The sequence below is a fragment of the Pseudomonas sp. GW456-L12 genome (assembly GCF_059424045.1).
This window is the reverse complement of sequence record NZ_JBWKZA010000011.1, coordinates 1-22,440: the sequence shown is the minus strand read 5'-3', so window position 1 is coordinate 22,440 and position 22,440 is coordinate 1. Positions and strand designations below refer to the sequence as shown.

Here is a 22,440-nt window from a genome sequence, read left to right as displayed (position 1 = left end):
TCAATGACCTCCCGGACGGCGGCTGCGGCGCGACGAGATCCTGTCGATGAACAGGTTCACGCCAATGGTCAGGGTGCCGATGGCCAGCGCCGGGATGACGATGGCCGGCGCGCCCTGGTTCAGGCCGCCGATGTTCTCGCGCACCAGCGAACCGAGGTCGGCGTCCGGCGGCTGCACGCCCAGGCCAAGGAAGCTCATGCCGCTGAGCAGCAGGACGATGAAGCCGAAGCGCAGGCCAAGGTCGGTGAGCACCGGGTTGAGCATGTTCGGCAGGATCTCCACGCAGGCGATGTACAGCCGGCGCTCGCCGCGGGTGCGGGCCACCTGCACGTACTCCAGGGCTTCGATATTCACCGCCAGGCTGCGGGCGATACGGAACGCCCCGGGGGTGAAGCTCAGCACCGCGGTGCACACCAGCAGCAGCACCGAGGAGCCGAAGGCCGAGACCATGATCAGCGCCAGCATCTTGCTGGGGATGGAGATAAAGGCGTCCATCAGGCGGCTGATGACTTCATCCAGCCATTTCGGCGCGACCACCGAGAGCAAGGCGCAGGCGGTGCCCAGGCCGCTGGCCAGGACCGCGGAAATCAGCGCCAGGCCGACGGTGAACCGCGCGCCCACCAGCACCCGGCTGAGCATGTCGCGGCCCAGGTAATCGGTGCCGAACGGATAGGCCGCGCCCATGGCGTCGAACACATTGGCGGACACCACTTCGCCCACCGGGTGCGGCGCCAGCCAGGGGCCGAACAGCGCCACCAGCAGCCACAGCACACACATCGCGGCCCCGGTCAGGCCGAGCCAGGACGGCCCGTGGGACACCTTGCCCAGCGCCAGGTCGGGCGTGGCCGGCGTCGACTTCACCATGAGATTGGTCATTGGTTTCTCAGCCTCGGATTGGAAAGAATCGCGCACAGGTCGGCAATCAGCACCAAGCCCAGGTAGGCCGTGCAGAACAGCATGGTGCAGGCCTGCACCAGCGCCATGTCGCGGTTGGTCACCGCGTCGACCATCAGGCTGGCGATCCCGGGATAGTTGAAGATGGTCTCGACGATCACCACCCCGCCCAGCAGGTACGACAGGCTCAGCGCCACCGCGTTGGCGATCGGCCCGATGGCGTTGGGCAAGGCGTGGCGCAGCACGATGCGCACCGGGCTGACGCCCTTGAGCCGGGCCATTTCCACGTAGGGGCTGTCGAGCTGATCGATCACCGCGGCGCGGGTCATGCGCGCCATTTGCGCGACGATGACGAAGCACAGGGTCATCACCGGCAAGGCGTAGGTGCGCAGGAACTGCAGCGGCGAATGGGTTTCGCTGGCGTAGGACAAGGCCGACAGCCAGCCCAGGTTCACCGCGAACACCAGCACCGCCAGGGTCGCCACCAGGAACTCCGGCACCGCCACCAGGGCCAGGGTGATGAAGCTCAGGAAGCTGTCCAGGCGCCCGCCGCGGCCCATGGCCGAGCCGATGCCCAGGGTCAGCGCCAGCGGCACCGAGACCACCGCGGTCACCGCCGCCAGCATCAGGGTGTTGGGCACCCGTCCGGCCATCAGCTCGCTGACCGGCATGGCGTTGGACACCGAGGTGCCCATGTCGCCGGCCAGCAGGCTGAGCAGCCAGTGCAGGTAACGCACCACACCGGGCTGGTCCAGGCCCAGTTTCAGGCGCAGCGCCGCCACCTGTTCCGGCGTGGCGAACTGCCCCAGGGCCTGTTGCGCCGCGTCCCCCGGCAGCACCGCGGTGATGGCGAACACCACCATGGACACGATCAACAAGGTCACGACCGCGGCGCCCATGCGCCGCCCGATCAACCACAGTGTGTTGCTATTCATCGCCCTTCCCTCCTGCCTTGCAGCCCCGACGGAACCCGCTTTCGCCCCTCACGCGTCCAGCCACACCTGCTCGGCGAACATGTAGCCCATGAAGCCGCCCAGGGGGTTGCTGCCATAGCCCTTGATGCGCTGGTCGACCCCGTCGATGTTGCTGATGAACACCGGGATGCCGATGCCGCAGTGGTCGTGCACCAGGGTCTGCATGTCGGCGTACATCCTGCTGCGCTTGGCGTCGTCGGTTTCGCCGCGGGCCAGCATCAGCAACTGGTCGAACTGCTCGTTCTTCCAGCCCGACTCGTTCCATGGCGCGCTGGACTGGAAGAACTGCGAGAAGATCACGTCGGCGTTCGGCCGCGGGTTGATGTTGCCGAAGCTCAGCGGGTGCTTCATCCAGTGGTTGGACCAGTAGCCGTCGCTGGGCAGGCGGTTGACGTTGAGGGTCAGCCCGGCCTGCTTGGCCGACTGCTGCAAGAGCACGGCGATGTCCACCGAACCGGTGGCGGCCGGCGAGGCCACCAGCGGCATGCTGACCTTCTCCATGCCGGCCTTTTTCAGCAGGAAACGGGCCTTTTCCGGGTCGTACGGGGTCTGCGGCAGGTCGGCGTTGTAGTAACGCGAACCCGGGGCGATCGGGTGGTCGTTGCCGACCACGGCGTAGCCACGGAACACCGCGGACTTGACCTGTTCGCGGTCCAGCAGGTGCTTCAGCGCCTGGGTGAATTCCGGGCTCTGGCCGGGCAGCTGGTCCTGGCGAATGATCAGGTCGGTGTAGTTGCCCGACGGCGCGTCCACCACCCGGTGCCCGGCGCTGGCGGCGATGCGCGCGGTGGAACGCGGGTTGACTTCGTTGATCAGGTTCACGTCCCCGGAGAGCAAGGCGTTGACCCGCGACGGCTCGTCGGCGATGGCGATGAACTCGATCTCGTCCAGGTACGGCAGGCCCGGCTTCCAGTAGTTCGGGTTGCGCGCGGAGACCGAGCGCACGCCCGGCTTGAACTCCTTGACCTTGAACGGCCCGGTGCCGATGCCCTGGCTGAAGTCGGTGGTGCCTTCGGGCACGATCAGCAGGTGCGAGACCGCGAGGATCGACGGCAGCTCGGCGTTCGGCGCCTTGAGGCGGATCTGCACCTCATGGGTGCCGGTGGCCTTGATCTCGGCGAACTGCTCCATCAGCGGCATGACCTTGGAACCGGTGGCCGGGTCCTTGTGCCGCGACAGCGAGAACACCACGTCGGCGGCGGTCAAGCCCTTGCCGTTGTGGAAGGTCACGTCCTTGCGCAGGGTAATGATCCACAACGTGGCGTCGGTATTGTCGATGCGCTCGGCCAGTTCCAGCTGCGGCACCAGGTGGCTGTCGAAGCGGGTCAGGCCGTTGTAGAACATGAAGTGCCGCACATAGTCGGTGGACAGCGCGCCCTTGGCCGGGTCAAGGGTGTCGGCGGTGGAACTGGACATCCCGGCGACGCGGATGCGCCCGCCCGGCTTGCCCTTGGCTGGCGCCGCGCTTTCGCTGGCGAGCAAGGTGCCGGCACTGCCGAACAGGCTGCCGGCGCCCGCGGCGGCGACACCGGCCACGCCGAGCATGCGCAAGGCGCTGCGGCGGGACATGCCACGGTTCAGGCCTTCGAAAACCCGCAGGCTTTCTTCGCCGGAAATCAGTTGCGGATCGACTTTGTTGTCAGTCATAGCAGTTCTACCTGTCGAATAATGAGAAGGCTCGAGTGCTCGCGGTTGACCGGAGCGTCCTGGAAACGCAAAACGACGGTGAAGCAAACTCAGTGCAGATAGTCCTGGAAGCGGTAGTAAGCCCCTACCAGCGGCAGGAACCAGGGCTTGCCGAAGTGCCCGGGGATCGCCGGCCATGCCAGGTCTTGCCAGGGGTTGAGGGATGGATTGGCGCCGTCCATGACCTCGGCCATGACCTGGCCCATGTGTACCGACATCTGCACGCCATGGCCGCTGTAGCCCATGGCGTGGTAGATGCCGTTGCGTTCGCCGGCCCGGGGCAGCCGGTCGCTGGTCATGTCCACCAGCCCGCCCCAGCAGTAGTCGATAGCGACCCCGGCCAGTTGCGGGAACATCTGCACCATGGCCGCCTGCAGCACCTTGCCGCTCTTGGCATCGGAACTGGGGCTGGACATGGCGAAGCGCGCCCGGCCGCCGAACAGCAGGCGGTTATCCGGGGTCAGGCGGAAGTAGTTGCCGATGGTGCGGCTGGTGACATAGGAGCGCTGCTGCGGCAGCAGCCGCTCGACCAGGGCCTGCGGCAGCACCTCGGTGGTCACCACGAAGCTGCCCACCGGCACGATGCGCCGCCGGTACCAGCCGAGGTCGCCATGCTGGCAGGCACCGGTGGCCAGCAGAATCTGCCGCGCCTGCAACGAACCGCGCGCGGTGTCGAGCCGGTAGCCGCCACTGTTGCCCTGCCAGCCTTGGACCGCGCAGTCCTGGTAGATCAGCGCGCCATGGCGCGCCGCGGCGTGCGCCAGACCGATGCCGAAGCGCCCGACGTGCATCTGCACGCCGTTGCGCTGCAACAGGCCGCCGTGAAAACCGGCGGAATCGACTTCGCCGCGCACCTGCTCGGCGGACAGTAGCTCGACATCGGCATCGACCTCGCGGCGGATCAGCTCGCAGGTGCGCGCCAACCCTTCGTAATGCAGGGGCTTGGCCGCCAGCTTGAGCTTGCCGTTGCGCTTGAGGTCGCAACCGATGCCCTCCTGCTCCACCAGCGCCACCACGCTCTGCACCGCCCGCTCATAGGCCTGGTAATAGGTCCGCGCGCGTTCGGCGCCGAGGCTGGCGCTGAGGGCGGCGTAATCCTGGGCCACCCCAGTGTTGCACTGGCCGCCGTTGCGCCCGGAGGCTTCGCCGATCACCCGGCCGGCTTCCAGCACCACCACCCGGGCGCCCTTCATGGCCAGCGCGCGGGCCGCGGACAGCCCGGTGAAACCGCCACCGACGATCGCCACATCGACGCTGTCCGGCAGCGCGCCGCTCTGTGCCCCGGTGAAGGCCGGCGCACTGTCGAGCCAATAGGATTCACTGCCCATGCCTGACTCCCTGACCCTGCCTTGAAGAACGCCCATGACCGATCAGAGCCCGACCAGCCCAGCCAGGCCGCCGATGTCCGGGATCTGCTGGTAGCCGTAGATGGCGTTGGCCGGCTGTTCGTGGCCACGGGCGACAAAAGCCTTGTGCTTGATCTTCATGTCATGGGCCGGCATCAGGTCGTAACGGAAGCTGGAGGACACATGCAGGATGTCTTGCGGGCCGCAGCCGAGGTTGTCGAGCATGAACTCGAAGGCCGCCAGGCGTGGCTTGTAGGCCTGGGCCTGTTCGGCGGTGAAGACCTTGTGGAACGGCGCGCCGAGCTTGTCGACGTTGGACATGATCTGGCTGTCGCTGGCATTGGAGAAGATCACCAGGGGGATCTTGTCGGCGATCTTCGACAGCCCGGCCGGCACGTCCGGATGGGGGCCCCAGGTCGGCACGGCGTCGTAGTACAGCTGGCCTTCGCCGCGGTACTCGACGCCCCAGCGCTTGCAGGTCCGCGCCAGCGCGGTCTTGAGGATCTCGTCGTAGGGTTTCCAGTCGCCCATGACCTGGTCCAGGCGGTAGGCCGAGAAGTCCTTGACGAACTGGTCCATCTGTTCAGGGCCGACGCGGTCGGCGAACAGCTCGCGGGTCATGGTGCCCATGTGGAAGTTGGTCAGCGTACCGTAGCAGTCGAACGTAATGAATTTGGGACGAAGAAAGCTCATTGAGTGCGGTCCTGAAGTTCGTTGAGGTCATGGCGTGACACGCAAGAGCGCGGCTGCCGGAGCCCTGATGCAGCGTTGCAATCACAGCTTCATTACAACACCGTGAAATCAGCAGATGGCGTTAAAAGCGCGGGTTGCTCGATACAAACCACCGTTTTTCGGGGTGCCCTCAGCAGACTTTGCGGGGCGCGCCAGCCTTGGGCAAAGCCCGTATTCATGCGCTTTTATGGACCTTTGCCGGCCGCCGGGGCTCAAGTCCGGGCCCGGTCGCCGCAGAACCTGCGCCGGCCCCAACGAAAACGGGCGCCCCCGTCTGGAAGCGCCCGTTTCGCTGAATCACAGAGTGTCTGCCGGTCGATCCCCAACCGGTGGCGGCCGGCCTGCGGCCGCGCCGGCAGGTTCAATGCATACTTCGTACCGCCCCACTCACCCGCCCCCGCCAATCACGGTTTTCAGCCGGCGATATCGATCAGCACGCTCTTGAAGCGCAGGTTGGCCTCGAAGGCTTCGCGTCCCAGGTCCTTGCCGATGCCGGAGCGCTTGTAGCCGCCGGTGGGCAGGATGTAGTCGTTGCTGCGCCCGTAGCGGTTGACCCACACCGTGCCGGCTTCCAGGCGCCGGACCAGGCGCAGGGCGCGGTTGATGTCGGCGGTGTGTACTCCGGCGGCCAGGCCGTAGGTGGCATGCTCGGCCAGGGCCAGGGCCTCGGCTTCGTCGTCGAAGGCCTGCACCGTCAGCACCGGCCCGAAGATCTCCTCGCAGACCGCCGGGTTGCGATTGTCCAGGCCGGTCAGCAGGGTCGGCTGGTAATAGGCGCCGCCCAGGCCGTCGAACAGCCCGCCGCCGCAGAGCACCTCGGCGCCGGCCTGGCGCGAACGCTGGACGATGCCGTCGATGCGGTTCGCCTGCTGCCGGGAAATGATCGGCGACAGCGTGCTGGCCGACGACCAGGTCGGGCCCGGGCGCAATTGTTCGAAGTACGCCCGCAGGTGCTCGACGAAGGGCTGCATGATCGAGCGCTCGATCAGCAGCCGCGAGCCGGAGACGCACACCTGCCCGGCATTGCCGGTAATGGCCATGGCCACGGTGCGCGCGGTCCTGGCGAGGTCCGGCACGTCGGCGAACACCAGTTGCGGGCTCTTGCCGCCCAGTTCCAGGGTCACCGGCTTGGGGCCGACCAGGGCGCAGGTGGACATGATGCTCGACCCCGTGGCGGTGGAGCCGGTGAAGGTCACCTTGGCCACCCGCGGATGGCGACACAGGGCATCGCCGGTGACCCGGCCGTCGCCCTGCACCACGTTGAAGATGCCCGCCGGAACCCCGGCTTGCAGCGCCAGTTCGGCGAACCGCAGGCTGGAAAACGGCGTCAGCTCCGACGGTTTGAGCACCACCGCGTTACCGGCGGCCAGGGCCGGCGCGACTTTCCACGAGGCCATGCTCAGCGGGAAGTTCCACGGCGCGATGGCGGCGATCACCCCGTAGGGTTCGGCGATCTGCATGCCCAGGCGGTCGGTCTGGGTGGCGGCCAGCGAACCGCCGTGCTTGTCCGCCAGCTCGGCGAAAAAGCGGATGCCTTCGGCGACATAGGGAATGTCCCAGCCGATCACATCCTGGTGCGGCCGAGTCGAACCCACCGCCTCCAGCGGCGCCAGGATCGCCGCGTCGGCTTCCACCAGGTCGGCCCAGCGCCGCATCACCCGCGCCCGCTCCCGGGGCGGACGGCTGGCCCAGTCGGAGCGGGCGAATGCCTGCCAGGCGTTGTTCACCGCCTCGTCCACCAGCCCGGCGTCGGCGATCGGCAACTGCCCGTAGGCCTGGCCGTCCGACGGCCGCGAGACCTCCAGCCCGGGCGCGGCGTCGCGGTACTGGCCGGCGATGAAATGAGCGCTGCGCACAGCGACAAGACGAGGATCGAAACTATCCATGGAGCACTCCACTTGAAGGCGGCAATAAGGTCGGCGAAGGCCGGCCCGGCCGGTAAAAACCAGGCCTCCATCCTAGGAAAAAAACCCAAGCATTTGCTGCCGACCTTGGGCCCCTTTTAAGTAGTTACTGTGGTCTGCCGGCCGGTCTTTTAGGGATTCTGCCGAATCGCCGCGGGGCTCTTGCCAGGCGTGATCGCAGATGGGATACAGGCGCATCGCCGACGATCGCGCTTATCTTTTTCACGGAGTCTTGCCATGTCCGCCACCCCTCGCCCCGCTTATGTGTACCGCCCGATGACAGTCGCCGACTTGCCGGCGGCCCACGCCTTGTCCGTGCAATTGAAGTGGCCCCATCGCCTGGAAGACTGGGCGATGTTGCAGCGGGTCGGCCAGGGCTTCGTGGTGGAGGACGGCGAGCGCCTGATCGGCAGTGCCTTCGCCTGCCTGCAGGGGGACTACGCCACCATCGGCCTGGTGATCGTCAGCGGCGACTACCAGGGCCAGGGCATCGGCCGGGCCCTGATGGAAAAAGCCCTGCACGCCTGCGAGTCGCGCACGCCGATCCTCAACGCCACCCTGGCCGGCGCGCCGCTGTATGCCAGCCAGGGTTTCGTCGAGTTCGGCGTGATCCAGCAGCATCAGGGCCAGGTACGGGTGCCGGAGGTGGGCGCCCTGCCCGCCGGTGAAAGCTGCCGGCCGCTACGCAAGGCCGACCGCCTGCGCCAGTTGAGCCTGGCCAACGCCGGCAGCGGCCTGGACCGCCAGCAGGTGCTGGAAGACCTGTTCGCGGTGGTCGAGCATGGCGTCGGCATCGAACGCGACGGCCAGTTGCGCGCCTTCGCCCTGCTGCGGCCGTTCGGCCGTGGCCGCTGCATCGGCCCGGTGGTCGCGGAAACCGCCGAGCAGGCCCGGCAGATGATCGCCAGCCTGCTGAGCAAGGTTGCCGATGCTTTCGTGCGCATCGATATTCCGGCCGACTGCGGCCTGGCCGAATGGCTGGAAAGCGCCGGCCTGAAACAGGTCGACCAGGTCGCGCAGATGGCCCGCGGCACCCCGCCCCGGGCGCTCGGCAATGTGCGCCAGTTCGCCCTGGTGACCCAGGCCATCGGTTGACCCACAACGCCGCGAGCCCCTGGGTCGCGGCGCCTTTTTCCAACACCCCCAGAGAGTCCTTTACATGTCCACACCCGCCGCTTTGCTGCTGGCAGGCGCCGACGGCCGCTTCGACGCCAGCCTGTTCACCCCTGCTGCCCTGGGCAGTGACGACCCCTTCGGCGCCGATCGGCTGGTTGCCTATAACGGCAGCGACGGCATTGCCGCCGGTGTCGTGCGCACCAGCGGACGTTTTGCCAGCGAGGATTTCCCCCACATCGAAATGCTCGTGGTGCACGCCGGCAAGGTGTTGCTCGACAGCGCCGAGCCGTCTGGGGAACAGGCCCTGGAACTGGCCCCGGGCGCCAGCGTGGTGATCGGCCGCGGCAGCGCCTTCAAGCTCGAGGCCGAGCCCGGCACGCTCTGGGCCTTCTGCGCGGTGAACCGTGCCGCGGCGGGCGCCGAACCGGGCCTGACGCTGCTCGACCCGCGGGCCATGCTCTCGCCCTCGGCGGCTCCCGAGCCGCAGATCCTGATCGGCGCGGAACCGCAATGCCGCTCGCGCAACGCCTTCGAGGACGACGCCAGCAACCTGCGGATCGGGGTCTGGGATTCCACGCCGTACCGCCGCCATGGCCGGCCGCACAAGCTCAATGAACTGATGCACCTGGTGGAAGGCAGCGTGACCCTCGAGGGCGCGGACGGCAGCCGCCTGAGCGCCGGCCCCGGCGCTACGCTGTTCGTTGCCCAGGGCACGCCCTGCGCGTGGCACAGCACGGCCTATGTGCGCAAGTTCTATGCGGTGAAGTAACGCCCGGCACACACGACAACGGCGCCCTCGGGCGCCGTTATCAGGTCGGGCGAAAAGCGCCCGGCGACTCAATCATCATCGTCGTCATCGTCACGGTCGCGACGATAGCGCCCGTCCTTGTCCCGCCGGTCGTAGCGGCGGTCGTAACGGTCGTCGTCACGATCGCGGTCGCGGTAGTAGTCGCGGTCATAACGGCTGTGGTCGCGCCAACCGTCATGGTCGCGATCGTAGCGTCGGCCGTCGTCCCAATGGGGGTAGCAGCCACCCAGCAGCAGCGTGGAGCAAAGGGTCAGGGTGAGTGTCGCGAGTCGCTTCATGGAAGTGTCCTAGAACCTGGGTCAGAACGATGGGTTGGCAAAGCAGCCCGGCAACGCAGCGGGCCCTGTGCGAACCGGCGGCGCCGGCGCCTGCAACCACCCATGTGACTGTAAAACCAGCGTTTTATTCGATCCTGGCGAGGCACTGGCGGACCGACGGTCATGTCGTGTCCAATGCGAACGGTCACGCCTGCTCAATGGGAATTCCTGTCCCACAGCCAGTTCCACAGCCCCGGCAACCGCACCGGCTGTTCGCTGTTGGTGACGGTACGGGCCATGACCGCCCGTTGCAGCGCCGCGGTATCGTCGTAGAACGGCTTGGGCGCGGTCGCAAGGCCAGTGGCCTGGGCGCTGTCGAGCAGGATCTGCAGGTATTCCCGGGTGTGGCGGGCGGTGTAGCGATTGAGGTCGTGGAAGGTCACCACCACCGGGATCACTCCGTCCACCGTGGGCAACTGGCCCAGGGCAATGCGTTCGCGCACTTCCGACAGCTGGCGCAGCATATTGGCCCGGCGCCGTGGGCTGGCGTTGAAGCCCCAGACCTTGCCGTCGTTGGCGCTGAGGTCGGTGAGCAACACATGCAGGCCATGCCGTTGGTAGGCGGCGAAGGTGCGCTTGTCGTAGTTCCAGAATGGCGGACGCACCAGGTTCGGCGGCACACCGGTGATCAGCGCGATATCGGCGCTGCCGTCGTTCAGGGACGCCTCCAGTTCCGGTGGGTCGAGCGAGCGATGGTTGGTGTGCCTCGGCGTGGCGGTATGAAAGCCCAGCACATGGCCCTCGGTGTGCTCGCGGGCCATTATCCGCTGCCCTATGTCGCTGCCGCCGGCTCGCGAGGCCCGGGTCTGGACGAAGAACACCGCCTTGATCGCCGGTTGCAGTGGATTGTCGAGCAGGTCGTCGAGCACCCGTTCGGTCGGGTTGTAGAAGCTGGAAGCGCTGGGACCGTCGTCGAAGGTCAACAGAAAGCGGATCGGCGCCTGGGCGCGCAGGCGTTGCTCGGTCTGCGCGGTCATTTCGATGGGGGCAGCGATGCAACCGCCCAGGCCAGCGGCGAGCAACACTGCACAGATAAGCTTGAAGCCTTGTTTCATGTTTTGCCCTGTGCCGGACCGTTGCGGTCGTCACCTCAATGGCAAAAATCCCTCGCCCATGGATCCCTCGCCCGGCCTGCGCGCAGCGCCGGGCACAGCTTGGAGGGGCAACAGCGGTTTTGGTTCCGGAGCGCCCGCGTTCAGGCAGCCCGGGCCTTCATGCCGAACCGCCTTCGCAGGGCCGCTGCCAGGCGCGCTGCAACAGGTCGATCACCTCCTCGTCCGAGGTCTGGGCAAAGTCCGCGTAACCATTGCCGATCGACACGAACCACAGGGGCGTGATCGGGCAGATCAGCTCGTCGACCTCGAAACTCAGGGTGTCGACGGTTTCCTGCGGCGCCAGGGGCACGGCCACCACGATCCGCGCCGGGTGCTGCAGGCGCGCCGCCTGTACCGCGGCGTGCATCGAGGCGCCGGTGGCCAGCCCGTCGTCCACCAGGATCACCACCTGGTCACGCAGGTCGGGCGCGGCCCGGTCGCCACGGTAGACCCGTTCGCGGCGCTGCAACTCCTGGGTTTCCCGTATGGTCACCGCTTGCAGCGCGGCATCACCGAGGTGATGGCTGCCCAGGACGTCCTGATTGAGGATGCGGATACCACCGCTGGCGATGGCGCCCATTGCCAGTTCTTCATGGCCGGGCACGCCAAGCTTGCGCACCAGCATCAGGTCCAGCCGCACCTCCAGGGCCCGGGCGATTTCCCAGGCCACCGGTACCCCGCCCCGGGGCAACGCCAGCACGATCACCTCGGGCCGGCGACTGTATTTCTGCAACGGCGCGACCAGCCCTTGCCCGGCCGCCTGACGGTTGCGCAGGGTCATCTGCAATGACGGATATTCGCTCATGTCTCACCTCCCAAGGCGCCCGGCTACAGCGCCAGCAGGCTGCAGGGCACCTGATACAGCGCGTGCTCGGTGGTGCTGCCCACCAGTTTCTCCAGGCCCTGGCGATGCACGCGGCCCATGACCAGCACATCGGCCTGGTTCTCGGTGACGAAGTTGGCCAGCACGGTGACCGGTTGTCCGAGGATGAAATGCCGGCGTTCCTCGGGCACGCCATAACGCTCGGCCAGTTCCAGGAAGGCTTTTTCCAGGGTCACCCGCAGTTCCCGGGTCAGGTCCGCCAGCACCAGGCCACCGCCTCCGGCATCGCCCAGGTAGACCGACGACACGTCATAGGCGTGCAGCAGGTGCAGCTCGGCATCGCATTGCAGGGCCAGGCTGTTGGCTTCGTGGATGATCCGGTCGTTGAGCCCGTTGTGCTGGTACTCCGGCCGTGACGGGTCGACCGCCGCGACCACCATTTGCGGCAACGTATGGCCGTGGCGGCCCATCAGGTACAGCGGTACCGGGCACTGGCGCAGCAGGTGCCAGTCCATCGGCGTGAGAAAGGCGCGTTTAAGCGCCGGTTCGTGCTGCACGTCCTTGATCAGCAGGTCGGGCTGGATTTCCGCGACGTGCTGCAGGATTTCCTCCAGCAGGTCGTCGGCCCAGGTCACCTCGCCGTTGACCGTGACACCATGGCCACGCAGGCGATGCACCTCCTCCTGCAACCATTCCTGGTGCCCCAGGCGGTAACGTTCGCGCGCTTCATTGCGCACGTTGTGCTCGAACAGGGAAAGAATCGACGCCGGTTTCAGCAAGGCCGCGATATGCAGGCTCGCCCCGCTGGCCTTGGCCAGGGCAGCGGCACGCGGGATCGCGGGGGACTGGCGCATTGCCGGGTCGATGACCAGCAACAAGCGTTGATACTGGCTCATGGCGCACCTCCAGATAGGCTGGACGCCCACGCCGGCCACCGGCGCCCGCTTCTCTATACGCCAGTGCGTCAACGCCGGATCGAACGCCAGCATGACTTCAGACTTCCCACTGACAATGCGCCCGTCGCGGCGTTACGGCAAGTGCGTCCAGCGCCGGTGCAGACCACGGGCCAGGCTGTCCAGGGCAAAGCCCAGGGCGCCGATCAGCAGGACCATGGCCATCAGTTCCGAATAGGCCAGGCGGTCGCGGGTATCGAGGATGAAATAACCCAGGCCGGCGCTGACCCCGAGCATTTCGCAAGGCACCAGGACGATCCACAGTATGCCGATGGCCAGGCGCACGCCGGTCAGCACATGGCCCAGCACCCCGGGCAGGATCACCTTGCGCAGGGTTTCCCAGCGGGTGGCGCTGAGGCTGCGGCTCAGTTGCAGCCAGCGCGGGTCGAGCTGGCGCACCCCGGCCGCGGTATTGAGCAGGATCGGCCAGACCGCGGCGAAGGCCAGCAGGAAGTAGATCGGCTGGTCCCCTACCCCCATCAGCATCACCACCACCGGCATCCACGACAGCGGCGAGATCATCCGCAGGAACTGGAACGCCGGGGTGGTGGCCGCCTCCAGATGGCGGTAGCTGCCGATCAGCAGGCCCAGGGGCACGCCCACCAGCAAGGCCAGCGCCAGGCCGACCAGGATGCGCTTGAGGCTGACCAGCACATGCTCGTACAGCTCGGCGCGGCCCAGCAGTTCCAGCAGGCTGGCCAGGGCCGCCGCCGGCGAAAAGCGCGCCGCCAGCCCGTCGGCGCTGCCAAACAGGCGCACCCCCAGCCACCACAACAGCAGCAGGCCCAGCAGCCCCGCCACGCCCAGCAGCCCGTGCAGGTTCGATGCGGATCGCTTGGCCATCAGAGGCTGAACTCCTCGCTGCGTTCGAAGCTGTCGGGCAAGCCGAATGCCTTGAGCCCGCCGACCGACGCGATGGCGTTGCGCACGAAGCGCTCGTCCACCAGATCGCGGGCGGTGTGTTGCGGGTCGAGGCTGGCCAAGAAGCCCTTGTCGCCTTCGATCAGGGTGTCCTTGAGGCGCTTGACCAGTTCCTCGGTGTAGCTGGGGAACGGGTACGGCTGGAAATCGATGCGCTGCTCGTCCCACTGGGCGTGCTGGATCGCGCCGTCGGCCAGGTACTGCTGGCGTTCGCTGGCACTCGGCGCCAGGACCCGGCTCAGCACCTGGGGCGCATGCGGGGTGTAGCGGTTGGCGCCGTCGCGGGACAGCAGACTGGCGGCCTCGGCGCGGTGGTCGCGGGTCCACAGCTGCGCCTTGACGATGGCATTGACCACCTTCTGCGACCATTCGGGGCGGTTATTCAAATCCTGCTCGTGCATGAACACCACGCAGCAGGCGTGGTTGCGCCAGATATCCCCGGTAAAGCGCTGCACCCGGCCGACCTTGAGTTCCTCGGCCAGGGCGTTGAAGGGTTCGGCGACTATGTAGCCGGCGATGCGCTTGCTGGCCAGGGCCGGCGGCATGTCCGACGGCGGCAGCACCAGCAGGTTGACCTCGTTGGCCGCCAGCGGGCTGCTGGCTGGCCGGCTGACCGGGGTCAGGCCGTTGTCGCGCAACAGTTGCTGCACCACCACGTTGTGGATCGAGTACCAGAACGGAATCGCCAGCGCCTGCCCGCCCAGCTGCCGGACCTCGGTGATGCCCGGCGCCACGGTCAGGCCGGAGCCGCCGACGTGGTTCCAGGCCACCACCTTGGCCGGCACCCGGCTGCCATAGCGGGCCCAGACGGTCATCGGTGACAGCAGGTGGATCACATTGACCTGCCCGGAAATGAACGCCTCGATCACCTGCGCCCAACTGCGCAGCAGCACCGGGCGCTCGGAGCGGATGCCCTCGGCCTCGAACAGGCCATTGTTATGGGCCACCAGCAAGGGCGTGGCGTCGGTGATCGGCAGGTAGCCGATGCGCACCGGCGCGTCCGGCTCCGCGGCGGCGCGGGCCTGCAGGCTATTGAGCAACGGTAAGGCGCCGCCGGCGGTGAGCAAGGCGCTGAGTTTGAGGAAGTCGCGACGGCTGTGGGTGAAGTCATCCAGGCACATGGTGTATCTCCGATCATTCGGGCAAGGGGTTGAACCCGGCCATTACCGCCTTTTGCGGCTCATCCGGCTCGTCCGGCTCTTATGTAGGAGCGAAGCTTGCTCGCGAATGACCTCAACGCTGACGGGGTGTCTGGGACCCTGCGCCGCACTGACATTTTTATCGCGAGCAAGCTTCGCTCCTACAGAGACAGAGGTGCGGGCTGAGGCAGCAAGGCTTGGGGTTGTGCAGCGCGGCTCGCCCGCCGAAGGGTTTTGAGAATCTCGATACGCAGGGCGCCCAGTTCTTCCACCAGCTCGGCGCGCGGCTGAGGCAGGTCGATGCGCCACTCGCCGAGGGTCCGCGCCGGGCTGTTACCCAGTAGCAGGATTCGGTCGGAAAGCAGCAGGGCTTCGTCGATGTCGTGGGTGATCAACAGCGCCGCGGTGCGGTGCTCGGCAATCACCTTGAGCAGCAGTTGCTGCATGTCGGCGCGGGTCACTTCGTCCAGCGCGCCGAAGGGTTCGTCGAGCAACAGCACCTGTGGCTGGCGCGCCAGGCAACGGGCCAGCGCGGTGCGCTGGGCCATGCCGCCGGACAGCTGCGCCGGGTAGTGCCCGCGGGCATGCTGCAGGCCGACCTCGGCGATCGCCTGGTCGATCCGCGCCTGGCGCTGCCGGGCGTCCAGCGCCGGCTGGCGAGCGAAGTCGAGGCCGAAGGCGACGTTGTGTTCCAGGTTCAGCCAGGGCAGCAGGCTGGGGTCCTGGAACGCCACGGCCACCCGTGGATGCGGCCCGTCCAGCGTCTGGCCCAGCAGGCTGACGCTACCACTGTGGGGCGCCTGCAAGCCGGCCAGGACCCGCAACAGGCTGGACTTGCCGACGCCGCTGGGACCGAGGATCGACACCACCTCCCCTGGCTGCAAGCGCAAGTCGAAGCCTTCCAGCACCGCTTGCCAGCCTGCTTCACCGGGGTAGCCGAGGCTGATCTGCCGGGCTTCGAGCAAGGCCGCGCTCATGCCGCCGCGTCCCGGGCCTGGCGCTGCAACTCGGCGCGCAACTGCACCAGGCTCGGCGTGACGATCGGCACGAAGGCCGACTCGCGCCAGCGCCGGGCAAAACCGCCGCCATGCTCGCTCAGGTAGGCCTTGCCGCCACTGGCCTGCAACTCCAGCTGCACGGCATTGGCGGCAGCTTCGGCCAGGGCGATGCGCAGCCGGAACAGCGCTGCGGGCTGGGTCAGGAAACGCCCCTCCAGCAAGCCGCGCTTGAGCTCGGCGACGCTCTCCTCCAACTGCTGGCGTTGCTCCTGCAACGGCTCGCGAAGAATCGAACGCCCGCTGTGCAGGTGCGTCTGCACTTCATCCAGCGCGCGCCGCGCCAGGCCGATGGCCATGCCGCATTGCAGGCCGAGAAATGCCGGGCGCACCGCTGGCAGAAAGGCCTTGGCATCCTCGTGCAGCAACCAGTCGTGGCCGACCTCGACCTGTTGCAGTTCCAGCGCCGCGGTGTTGCTCGACTGCAAGCCCATCAGTTGCAGGTCCTCGGAACGTTGCAAGCCGGCCAGGCCCGCGGGGATCGCCAGGATAAAGGGCGCGCCGCCCTGCTCGTGCTCGATGGCCGCGGCCACCACAAAACCGCTTTTGCGCAGATTGGTCACCCAGTGCAGGCGCCCGTTCAGATTCCAACCACCAGCCCGTGGCTGCGCGCGGACTTGCAGGGCCTCGATGCCGGAGAGGAACTTCATGGCGTTCGACAGCCCGGTGGCCCCCGCCAGTTCGCCGCTGAGCAAGTCCGGCAACAGACGTTCGCGCAAGGCCGCGTTGGGGCTGTGCAGCAGGTATTCGATAAAGGCCCGCTGGCCCCAGAACACAAAGGCCGCCGCCAGGGAACGGCTGGCCACCGCGGCCACCGCCTCCACGGCGTCGCCCAGGTCGCCGTCGCTACCGCCCTGCCCGGCCGGAATGCCGATGCGCAGCACCTGCGCCTCGGCCAGCCGCGCCAGCACCTGCTGTGGGTCGCAGTGGCCCAGATCCAGGGCCTGGGCCTCGGCGTCCAGCCATTGACTGAATGCGGGATTGAGCATGTGGTTTTCTCCTTTTTACGCGGCACCGGCCAAACGGCCGTGCCTTGAATCCAGCCGCTGCATCATTGCTGCGGCGCTTGCCAGCGGTACTTGGCCAGTTCCGGGTTCAGCGGCGTGCGGGCGAACACGTTGGCGAAATTGCATAGGGTCGCCAGGCTCACCCCGAGTATCACTTCCAGGGCATTGCCCTCGCTGTAGCCGGCGGCCTTGAACGCCGCGAACGTCGGCTCGCTGACATTGCCGCGGGTGGCGATCACCTCGGCGGCGAAGGCAGCCAATGCCTGCAGTTTTTCCTCCGGCACCGGGCTTTGCTCACGCAACGCGCTGATCACTTCGTCCGGCAGTTTGGCCTTGTTCTGCGCCACCGCAGTGTGCCCGGCCACACAGAAATCGCAACCGTGGGTGGTGGCAGCCACCAGTTGCACCACCTCCCGTTCGGCCAGGCTCAGCTCGGCCTTGCCATTGAGCGCCGATACCGTAACGTAGGTCTCCAGCGCCGCCGGGGCATTGGCCAGGATGCCCAGCAGATTGGGGATGAACCCCGAGTTGTTCTGGGCGTTCTGCAAAAACGGCCGGGCCGCTTCGGGAGCGCTTTGCAGGCTGTGTAGAGTGATGCGCGACATGCGGTGGACTCCTGCTGTGTTGGTGTCCGGCCAGTCTGTTGGTTATAAGAATTCCGATCCATATTCTAAAGTAGCGATTACTTGCTCCTGAGTGTTTCCATTAGATGATTTCGTCCAGCCCACTGGTTGATTGGTTATTAGAAAGCCTCGAACTCGACGCCAGCCTGTTCCATGTCGGCCGCTACTGCGGCGGCTGGCACGCCAGCACCCACGGCCTGGCCCGGGCCAGCTTCCACCTGATCGTGCAGGGCCATTGTTGGCTGCACATCGAGGGCCAGGAGCCGGCCCAGCGCCTGAATGCCGGGGATGCGCTGTTCCTGCTGCGCGACCTGGACTATCGCCTGTCCAGCGCCCAAGCGCATGGCGCCGCCCTTGAACTGCCACGCAGGGCCATGCAGGCGCTCGACGCTCACGCACAAGATCAGGCCGAGGATGGCGTGGGCCTGGTCTGCGGCTTCTTTCATTTCAAGTCCGGGCTGTCGTCGCTGATCATCGACGGCCTGCCGGACTGGATCGTGCTGCGCGCCGGCGACCCGTCCCTGAGTGCGGCGCGGGCCCTGTTCGAGCTGATCCTGCAAGAGTGCCAGCGCACGCCCGCGCCCTCCTCGGCGCTGCTGGAGCGCCTGAGCCATCTGCTGTTCCTCTATGTGTTGCGCCAGCAGGTGGCCGACAACCAAGGCCTCGGCGGGCTGGTGGCGCTGGCCCGGCACCCGGCTTTCGCGGCGCTGCTGGAACAGTTGATCGAACACCCCGAACAACCCTGGCCCCTGGAAAGCATGGCGGCCTGTACCGGGCTGTCGCGCTCGGCCTTCTTCAAGCGCTTCAACGAACTGGCCGGGCAATCCCCGGGCCAGGTCCTGCTGGCGCTGCGCATGCGCCATGCCTGCCAGTTGCTCAAGGCCAACCACACCGTGGAACAGGTCGGCGCGGCAGTGGGTTATCAATCGGTCGCGGCCTTTACCCGCGCCTTCGCCAAGGCCGTGGGCGTGCAGCCGGGGGCTTATCGGCGCCAGCACGAAGGGCGTTGAATGCGCCGGGGCCTGTGACCTGCCCCCGGCAAGGCGTCACTGGCTCAGGGCCTGGGTAAAGGAAGTGTCGACAACAGTCGCGGTGGCCAAGGGCGCCGGCAGCGCCTTGACCTTGAACAGGAAGTCCGCGGTGCTTTGCAGGTCGGCGGCGGCCTGCGGGTCCACCGGGCCGACGCTCATGTGCGCCTGGCGCAGCCAATGGCGCGAGACGTTCGGGTCGAGGTTGGCCTTTTTCGCCCACAGGTCGGCGTACTGGTCGGTGTGGCTGTCGACCCAGGCCCGGGCCAGCTTCAGGCGGCCGAGGAAGTCGGCGATGGCGGCGCGCTTGTTGTCGATGGCCGGGGTCGAGGCGGCGATGGCGCTGAGGCCGGGCATCAGGTTCTTCGCGGTGAGGATCGGCCGCGCGCCGGAGAACAGGATCTGCTGCGAGATATAGGGTTCCCACACCGGGAAGGCGTCGATACTGCCCTGGGGCAAGGCCGCGGCGGCGTCGATCGGCATCAGCTTGATGAACTCGACATGGTCCTCCGGCAGGCCGGCCTGCTCCAGGGCGCGCAGGGTCAGTTGCTGGCTCCAGGCGCCGGGCCAGTAGGCGACTTTCTTGCCCTTGAGGTCGGCGATGGTCTTCACCGGCGAATCCTTGGGCACCAGCAAGGCGATGGTGTCCGGGTTCTGCCGCGAGACGCCGATCAGCTTCACCGGCGCTTGCTTCGCGGCGAGGAACAGAAAGCCCGAATCGCCGAGAAAGCCCAGGTCCAGGGCGCCGGTGTTCAGCGCCTCGGCCAGGGGCGCGGCGGCCTGGAAGTGTTTCCAGTCGACCTGGTAGGGCGCGCCTTCGAGCACTCCCGAGGCCTCCACCGAGGCTCTTACGTTGTAGTAGTTCTGGTCGCCGACCTGCAGCACCAGCGGCTCGGCGGACTGGGCCAGGGGCGCCGCGAACAGGGTACTGAAGAGCAGACGGCGCAAGCGTCGGGAGAGCGTCATGGGAAATTCCTGGATGATTGGAAAAGCGGATTTTCTAGAACATAACGCTCTTAGAATCCGATTTTGAAATTCTGTTAATGCATAAGCTCATAGCAGCTCTGGCATCCGCAAGCGGGGCTGTTGGTGGAGAAACAGCGCGGCAACAGACTGTCGGCCAGGCAACATCGCCAGAGGCTTTTTTCCTGTTGGAACACCTTGAAACCGCCCTTCCCCGGCTATGGCACAGAGCCTGCAATATTCCTTTCCGGCAGGATTTATTCCTGACTTCCGCGACTTTTGAAATAAGGAGCGGAAATAACAACATTGCCCTCTCGCCGCCTTGTCCGGAGCCATCCATGAAACCCGTCTTGCGCTTCCCCCTGGCCCGCGCCAGATACCTGCTCAGCGCCTGCGCCCTTGCACTGTTCCTGAGTTCGAGCCTGCAACCCCTGGCCCAGGCCGCGGAAAGCCCGCCGGCCGAAGTGCACCTGGACTACGCCTATTACTCGCCGGTCAGCCTGGTGCTCAAGCACTTCGGCTTTCTCGAAAAGGCCCTGCCCCAGACCAAGGTCGGCTGGGTCCTCAGCCAGGGCAGCAACCGCTCCCTGGAATACCTCAACAGCGGCGGCGTCGACTTCGCCTCGTCCGCCAGCCTGGCGGCGGTGCTGAGCCGGGCCAACGGCAGCCCGATCAAGTCGGTGTATGTCTACAGCCGCGCCGAATGGACCGCCCTGGTGGTGCGCAAGGATTCGCCGTACCAGACCGTCGCCGACCTCAAGGGCAAGAAGATCGCCGCCACCAAGGGCACCGATCCCTACCTGTTCACCCTGCGCAGCCTGCAACAGGCCGGGCTGAAAAAAGACGATGTGGAACTGGTGCACCTGCAGCACCCCGACGGTCGCACCGCCCTGGAAAAAGGCGACGTCGACGCCTGGGCCGGCCTCGATCCGCATATGGCGGCCAGCGAAGTACAGGCCGGGTCGCGCCTGCTGTACCGCAACACTGCTTTCAACAGCTACGGCGTGCTCAGCGTCACCGAGCAATACGCCAAGGAGCATCCGCAGACCATCGCCAGCGTGCTCGCCGCCTATGAGCAGGCCCGCGAATGGTCGGTCAAGCACCCGGACGAGCTGGCCAGGCTGCTGGCCGATGAATCCGGCCTGCCGCTGGAAGTGGCCCGGCTGCAACTGTCGCGCACCGACCTGGGCAACCCGCGGTTGAGCGCCGAGGATGTGCTGGCCTCCAAGGCCGCCGCGCCGATCCTGGTGTCCGAGGAACTGGTGCGCCGCGGAGTCAACGTGGACCAGGTGATCGACCAGTTGCTCGACACCGGGGTCAAGCAGGCCGTGGCCCGTCAATAACCCACCACCCAGGCGATGACCGAGTCCGCGCCTGGCGCGGATTCGGCGTTGCCGGAGAATCGCCATGAGCAGCGACAGCAACGACCTCTCGACCCGCCTGGCCCTGTCCGCGCCGGGCAAACTCCCAGGCTTCAACCCCGCCCGCTGGCGCCTGCGCCTCAAGGGCCTGGCCCTGCCGGTAGTGATCATCCTGCTGCTGGAAATCGTGGTGCGCATCGGCTGGCTGCCGTCGTACCAGATGCCGGCCCCCAGCGAGATCGCCCTGACCCTCGGCGACCTGGCCGAAGGCGCGTTGTGGAAGCACATCGGCGCCAGCCTGCTGCGGGTGCTGCTGGGCTTTGCCATCGGCGCCGGCCTGGCGCTGGTCTTCGCCGCCTGGGTCGGCCTGAGCCGGGAGGCCGAAGCCTACCTGGAGCCGACCTTCGCCGGCCTGCGTTCGATCCCCAGCCTGGCCTGGGTGCCGTTGCTCCTGCTGTGGCTGGGCATCGACGAAACTTCGAAGGTGGTGCTGATCGCCATCGGCGCCTTCTTCCCGGTGTACCTCAATGGCGTGGCGGCGATTCGCGATATCGACCGCAAGCTGGTGGAGGTCGGCCACATGTACGGTTTCGGCCGACGCCGGCTGGTGCGGCGGATTCTCCTGCCGGCCGCCCTGCCCGGCCTGTTCACTGGCTTGCGCAGCGGCATGAGCCTGGCCTGGATGTTCCTGGTGGCCGCCGAACTGATCGCCGCCACCAAGGGCCTGGGTTATCTGCTCAGCGACGGCCGGGAAACCTCGCGGCCGGACATTGTGCTGGCGGCGATCATCGTCCTCGCGGTGCTGGGCAAGCTCAGCGACGGCATCCTCGCCGGCCTGGAAAAGCGCTTCCTGGCCTGGCGCGACACCTTCAATGGCCAAGGCAGCAACGACTAACGCACAGAGGATCGAGCCATGCCCCAAGCCCTGCTGGACATCCACGTGGAGCGCAAGACTTTCGCCGCCACCACCGTCCTCCACGATATCCACCTGCAACTGCAACCGCGGGAAACCGTGAGCCTGCTGGGCCCCAGCGGCTGCGGCAAAAGCACCCTGCTGCGCATCGTCGCCGGCCTGGAGAAGGACTTTCAGGGGCAACTGCGCAGCCATACCGAGCGCCTGGCCTTTGTCTTCCAGGAACCGCGGCTGATGCCCTGGCTGACGGTGGAACAGAACATCGGCTTTGGCGACGACGAGCATTACGACCGCGCCTGGGTCGCGCAACTGATCGACGAAGTCGGCCTTGCGGGTTTTGCCCAGGCCCTGCCCAAGGCGCTGTCCGGCGGCATGGCGCAGCGGGTGGCGATCGCCCGCGGCCTGTACGCGCGGCCGCAGGTGCTGTTGCTCGACGAGCCCTTCAGCGCGGTGGACGCCTTTACCCGGATGAAACTGCAGGACCTGCTGCTGCAACTGGCCGAGCGTCACGCCATCGCCCTGCTGCTGGTGACCCACGATGTCGACGAGGCGCTGTACCTCAGCGACCGGGTGCTGGTGATGGACAACCGCCCCAGCCGTATTCGCCAGGAACTGGCGGTGCAACTGAGCCACCCGCGGGACCGCCGCGACCCGCTGCTGGCCCGCCTCAAGGCGTTGGCCCTGACCGAATTGCACAAGACCCATGTGATTTGAGCAGGCTTTGCCACGGCCCCGCACTTAAGAACACAAAGGAATTAATAAATAAATAATCAGTATTTATGG

22 protein-coding genes are annotated in these 22,440 nt (G+C 66.8%); 6 read left to right on the top strand and 16 right to left on the bottom strand.

The annotated features are described in order from the left end of the window. From AC07Y9_RS15940 to AC07Y9_RS15915, 6 genes are all read right to left on the bottom strand, one after another. Entirely contained in the window at positions 1–876 is an 876-nt protein-coding gene (locus tag AC07Y9_RS15940; protein ID WP_102680886.1) for an ABC transporter permease, read from the bottom strand. Beyond that, positions 873–1,829, bottom strand: a complete 957-nt coding sequence (locus AC07Y9_RS15935; RefSeq protein WP_053261330.1) for an ABC transporter permease — start codon at positions 1,827–1,829, stop codon at positions 873–875. Before AC07Y9_RS15935 ends, AC07Y9_RS15940 begins: the two co-directional genes overlap by 4 nt. A 48-nt stretch (positions 1,830–1,877) precedes the next feature. Then, the gene (locus AC07Y9_RS15930; protein WP_102680885.1) at positions 1,878–3,515 is read right to left on the bottom strand and encodes an ABC transporter substrate-binding protein; all 1,638 of its coding nucleotides are present in this window, start codon (positions 3,513–3,515) and stop codon (positions 1,878–1,880) included. An 89-nt stretch (positions 3,516–3,604) separates the two neighbouring features. Beyond that, positions 3,605–4,882, bottom strand: coding sequence for an NAD(P)/FAD-dependent oxidoreductase (locus AC07Y9_RS15925; protein WP_102680884.1), 1,278 nt, complete (start codon positions 4,880–4,882; stop codon positions 3,605–3,607). 42 nt (positions 4,883–4,924) lie between these two features. Continuing rightward, a complete protein-coding gene (locus tag AC07Y9_RS15920; RefSeq protein ID WP_062825965.1) occupies positions 4,925–5,593 on the bottom strand; it encodes a haloacid dehalogenase type II in 669 nt (222 codons plus the stop codon). 452 nt (positions 5,594–6,045) lie between these two features. Further along, entirely contained in the window at positions 6,046–7,518 is a 1,473-nt protein-coding gene (locus AC07Y9_RS15915; protein WP_102680883.1) for an aldehyde dehydrogenase family protein, read from the bottom strand. Between the two features lie 255 nt (positions 7,519–7,773). On the opposite strand from AC07Y9_RS15915, the gene AC07Y9_RS15910 reads away from it, so the two are divergent. Further along, entirely contained in the window at positions 7,774–8,631 is an 858-nt protein-coding gene (locus AC07Y9_RS15910) for a GNAT family N-acetyltransferase (RefSeq protein ID WP_102680882.1), read from the top strand. A gap of 64 nt (positions 8,632–8,695) precedes the next feature. Beyond that, the gene (locus AC07Y9_RS15905) at positions 8,696–9,421 is read left to right on the top strand and encodes a cupin domain-containing protein (protein ID WP_102680881.1); all 726 of its coding nucleotides are present in this window, start codon (positions 8,696–8,698) and stop codon (positions 9,419–9,421) included. Positions 9,422–9,489: 68 nt separating this feature from the next. Here AC07Y9_RS15905 and AC07Y9_RS15900 read toward each other — a convergent pair whose 3' ends face one another. The 9 genes from AC07Y9_RS15900 to AC07Y9_RS15860 form a co-directional block, all read right to left on the bottom strand. Continuing rightward, the gene (locus AC07Y9_RS15900) at positions 9,490–9,738 is read right to left on the bottom strand and encodes a hypothetical protein (protein WP_053261337.1); all 249 of its coding nucleotides are present in this window, start codon (positions 9,736–9,738) and stop codon (positions 9,490–9,492) included. Positions 9,739–9,932: 194 nt separating this feature from the next. Further along, complete coding sequence (locus AC07Y9_RS15895; protein ID WP_102680880.1) at positions 9,933–10,832, bottom strand: polysaccharide deacetylase family protein; 900 nt, start codon at positions 10,830–10,832, stop codon at positions 9,933–9,935. A 157-nt stretch (positions 10,833–10,989) separates the two neighbouring features. Next, positions 10,990–11,676, bottom strand: a complete 687-nt coding sequence (locus AC07Y9_RS15890; protein ID WP_102680879.1) for a phosphoribosyltransferase — start codon at positions 11,674–11,676, stop codon at positions 10,990–10,992. Between the two features lie 23 nt (positions 11,677–11,699). Beyond that, positions 11,700–12,590: a universal stress protein gene (locus AC07Y9_RS15885; RefSeq protein ID WP_102680878.1), complete on the bottom strand. Its 891-nt coding sequence runs from the start codon at positions 12,588–12,590 to the stop codon at positions 11,700–11,702. 132 nt (positions 12,591–12,722) lie between these two features. Further along, positions 12,723–13,490 (bottom strand): ABC transporter permease, encoded by a 768-nt coding sequence (locus AC07Y9_RS15880; protein ID WP_102680877.1) that lies wholly within the window; start codon positions 13,488–13,490, stop codon positions 12,723–12,725. After that, positions 13,490–14,689, bottom strand: coding sequence for an ABC transporter substrate-binding protein (locus AC07Y9_RS15875; protein WP_087090843.1), 1,200 nt, complete (start codon positions 14,687–14,689; stop codon positions 13,490–13,492). Before AC07Y9_RS15875 ends, AC07Y9_RS15880 begins: the two co-directional genes overlap by 1 nt. A gap of 179 nt (positions 14,690–14,868) precedes the next feature. Next, positions 14,869–15,684, bottom strand: coding sequence for an ABC transporter ATP-binding protein (locus tag AC07Y9_RS15870; protein WP_087090841.1), 816 nt, complete (start codon positions 15,682–15,684; stop codon positions 14,869–14,871). Then, positions 15,681–16,751: an acyl-CoA dehydrogenase family protein gene (locus AC07Y9_RS15865; protein WP_007929039.1), complete on the bottom strand. Its 1,071-nt coding sequence runs from the start codon at positions 16,749–16,751 to the stop codon at positions 15,681–15,683. Before AC07Y9_RS15865 ends, AC07Y9_RS15870 begins: the two co-directional genes overlap by 4 nt. 62 nt (positions 16,752–16,813) lie before the next feature. Continuing rightward, positions 16,814–17,374: a carboxymuconolactone decarboxylase family protein gene (locus AC07Y9_RS15860; protein ID WP_087090839.1), complete on the bottom strand. Its 561-nt coding sequence runs from the start codon at positions 17,372–17,374 to the stop codon at positions 16,814–16,816. 104 nt (positions 17,375–17,478) lie between these two features. Between AC07Y9_RS15860 and AC07Y9_RS15855 the strand changes: the two genes are divergently transcribed. After that, on the top strand, positions 17,479–18,402 hold the full coding sequence (locus tag AC07Y9_RS15855; RefSeq protein ID WP_087090837.1) for an AraC family transcriptional regulator: 924 nt from the start codon (positions 17,479–17,481) through the stop codon (positions 18,400–18,402). Positions 18,403–18,438: 36 nt separating this feature from the next. Here the strand turns inward: AC07Y9_RS15855 and AC07Y9_RS15850 are convergent, their stop codons facing one another. Then, positions 18,439–19,386, bottom strand: a complete 948-nt coding sequence (locus tag AC07Y9_RS15850) for an ABC transporter substrate-binding protein (protein WP_087090835.1) — start codon at positions 19,384–19,386, stop codon at positions 18,439–18,441. A 335-nt stretch (positions 19,387–19,721) separates the two neighbouring features. On the opposite strand from AC07Y9_RS15850, the gene AC07Y9_RS15845 reads away from it, so the two are divergent. The 3 genes from AC07Y9_RS15845 to AC07Y9_RS15835 all read left to right on the top strand — a co-directional run bounded on the left by AC07Y9_RS15845 (position 19,722) and on the right by AC07Y9_RS15835 (position 22,371). Next, positions 19,722–20,726 carry an aliphatic sulfonate ABC transporter substrate-binding protein gene (locus tag AC07Y9_RS15845; RefSeq protein WP_087090833.1) on the top strand — a complete coding sequence of 335 codons (1,005 nt, stop codon included), beginning with the start codon at positions 19,722–19,724 and terminating at the stop codon, positions 20,724–20,726. Positions 20,727–20,790: 64 nt separating this feature from the next. Beyond that, on the top strand, positions 20,791–21,639 hold the full coding sequence (locus AC07Y9_RS15840; protein ID WP_102680876.1) for an ABC transporter permease: 849 nt from the start codon (positions 20,791–20,793) through the stop codon (positions 21,637–21,639). Between the two features lie 18 nt (positions 21,640–21,657). Then, entirely contained in the window at positions 21,658–22,371 is a 714-nt protein-coding gene (locus AC07Y9_RS15835; RefSeq protein ID WP_102680875.1) for an ABC transporter ATP-binding protein, read from the top strand. Positions 22,372–22,440 lie beyond the last annotated feature (69 nt).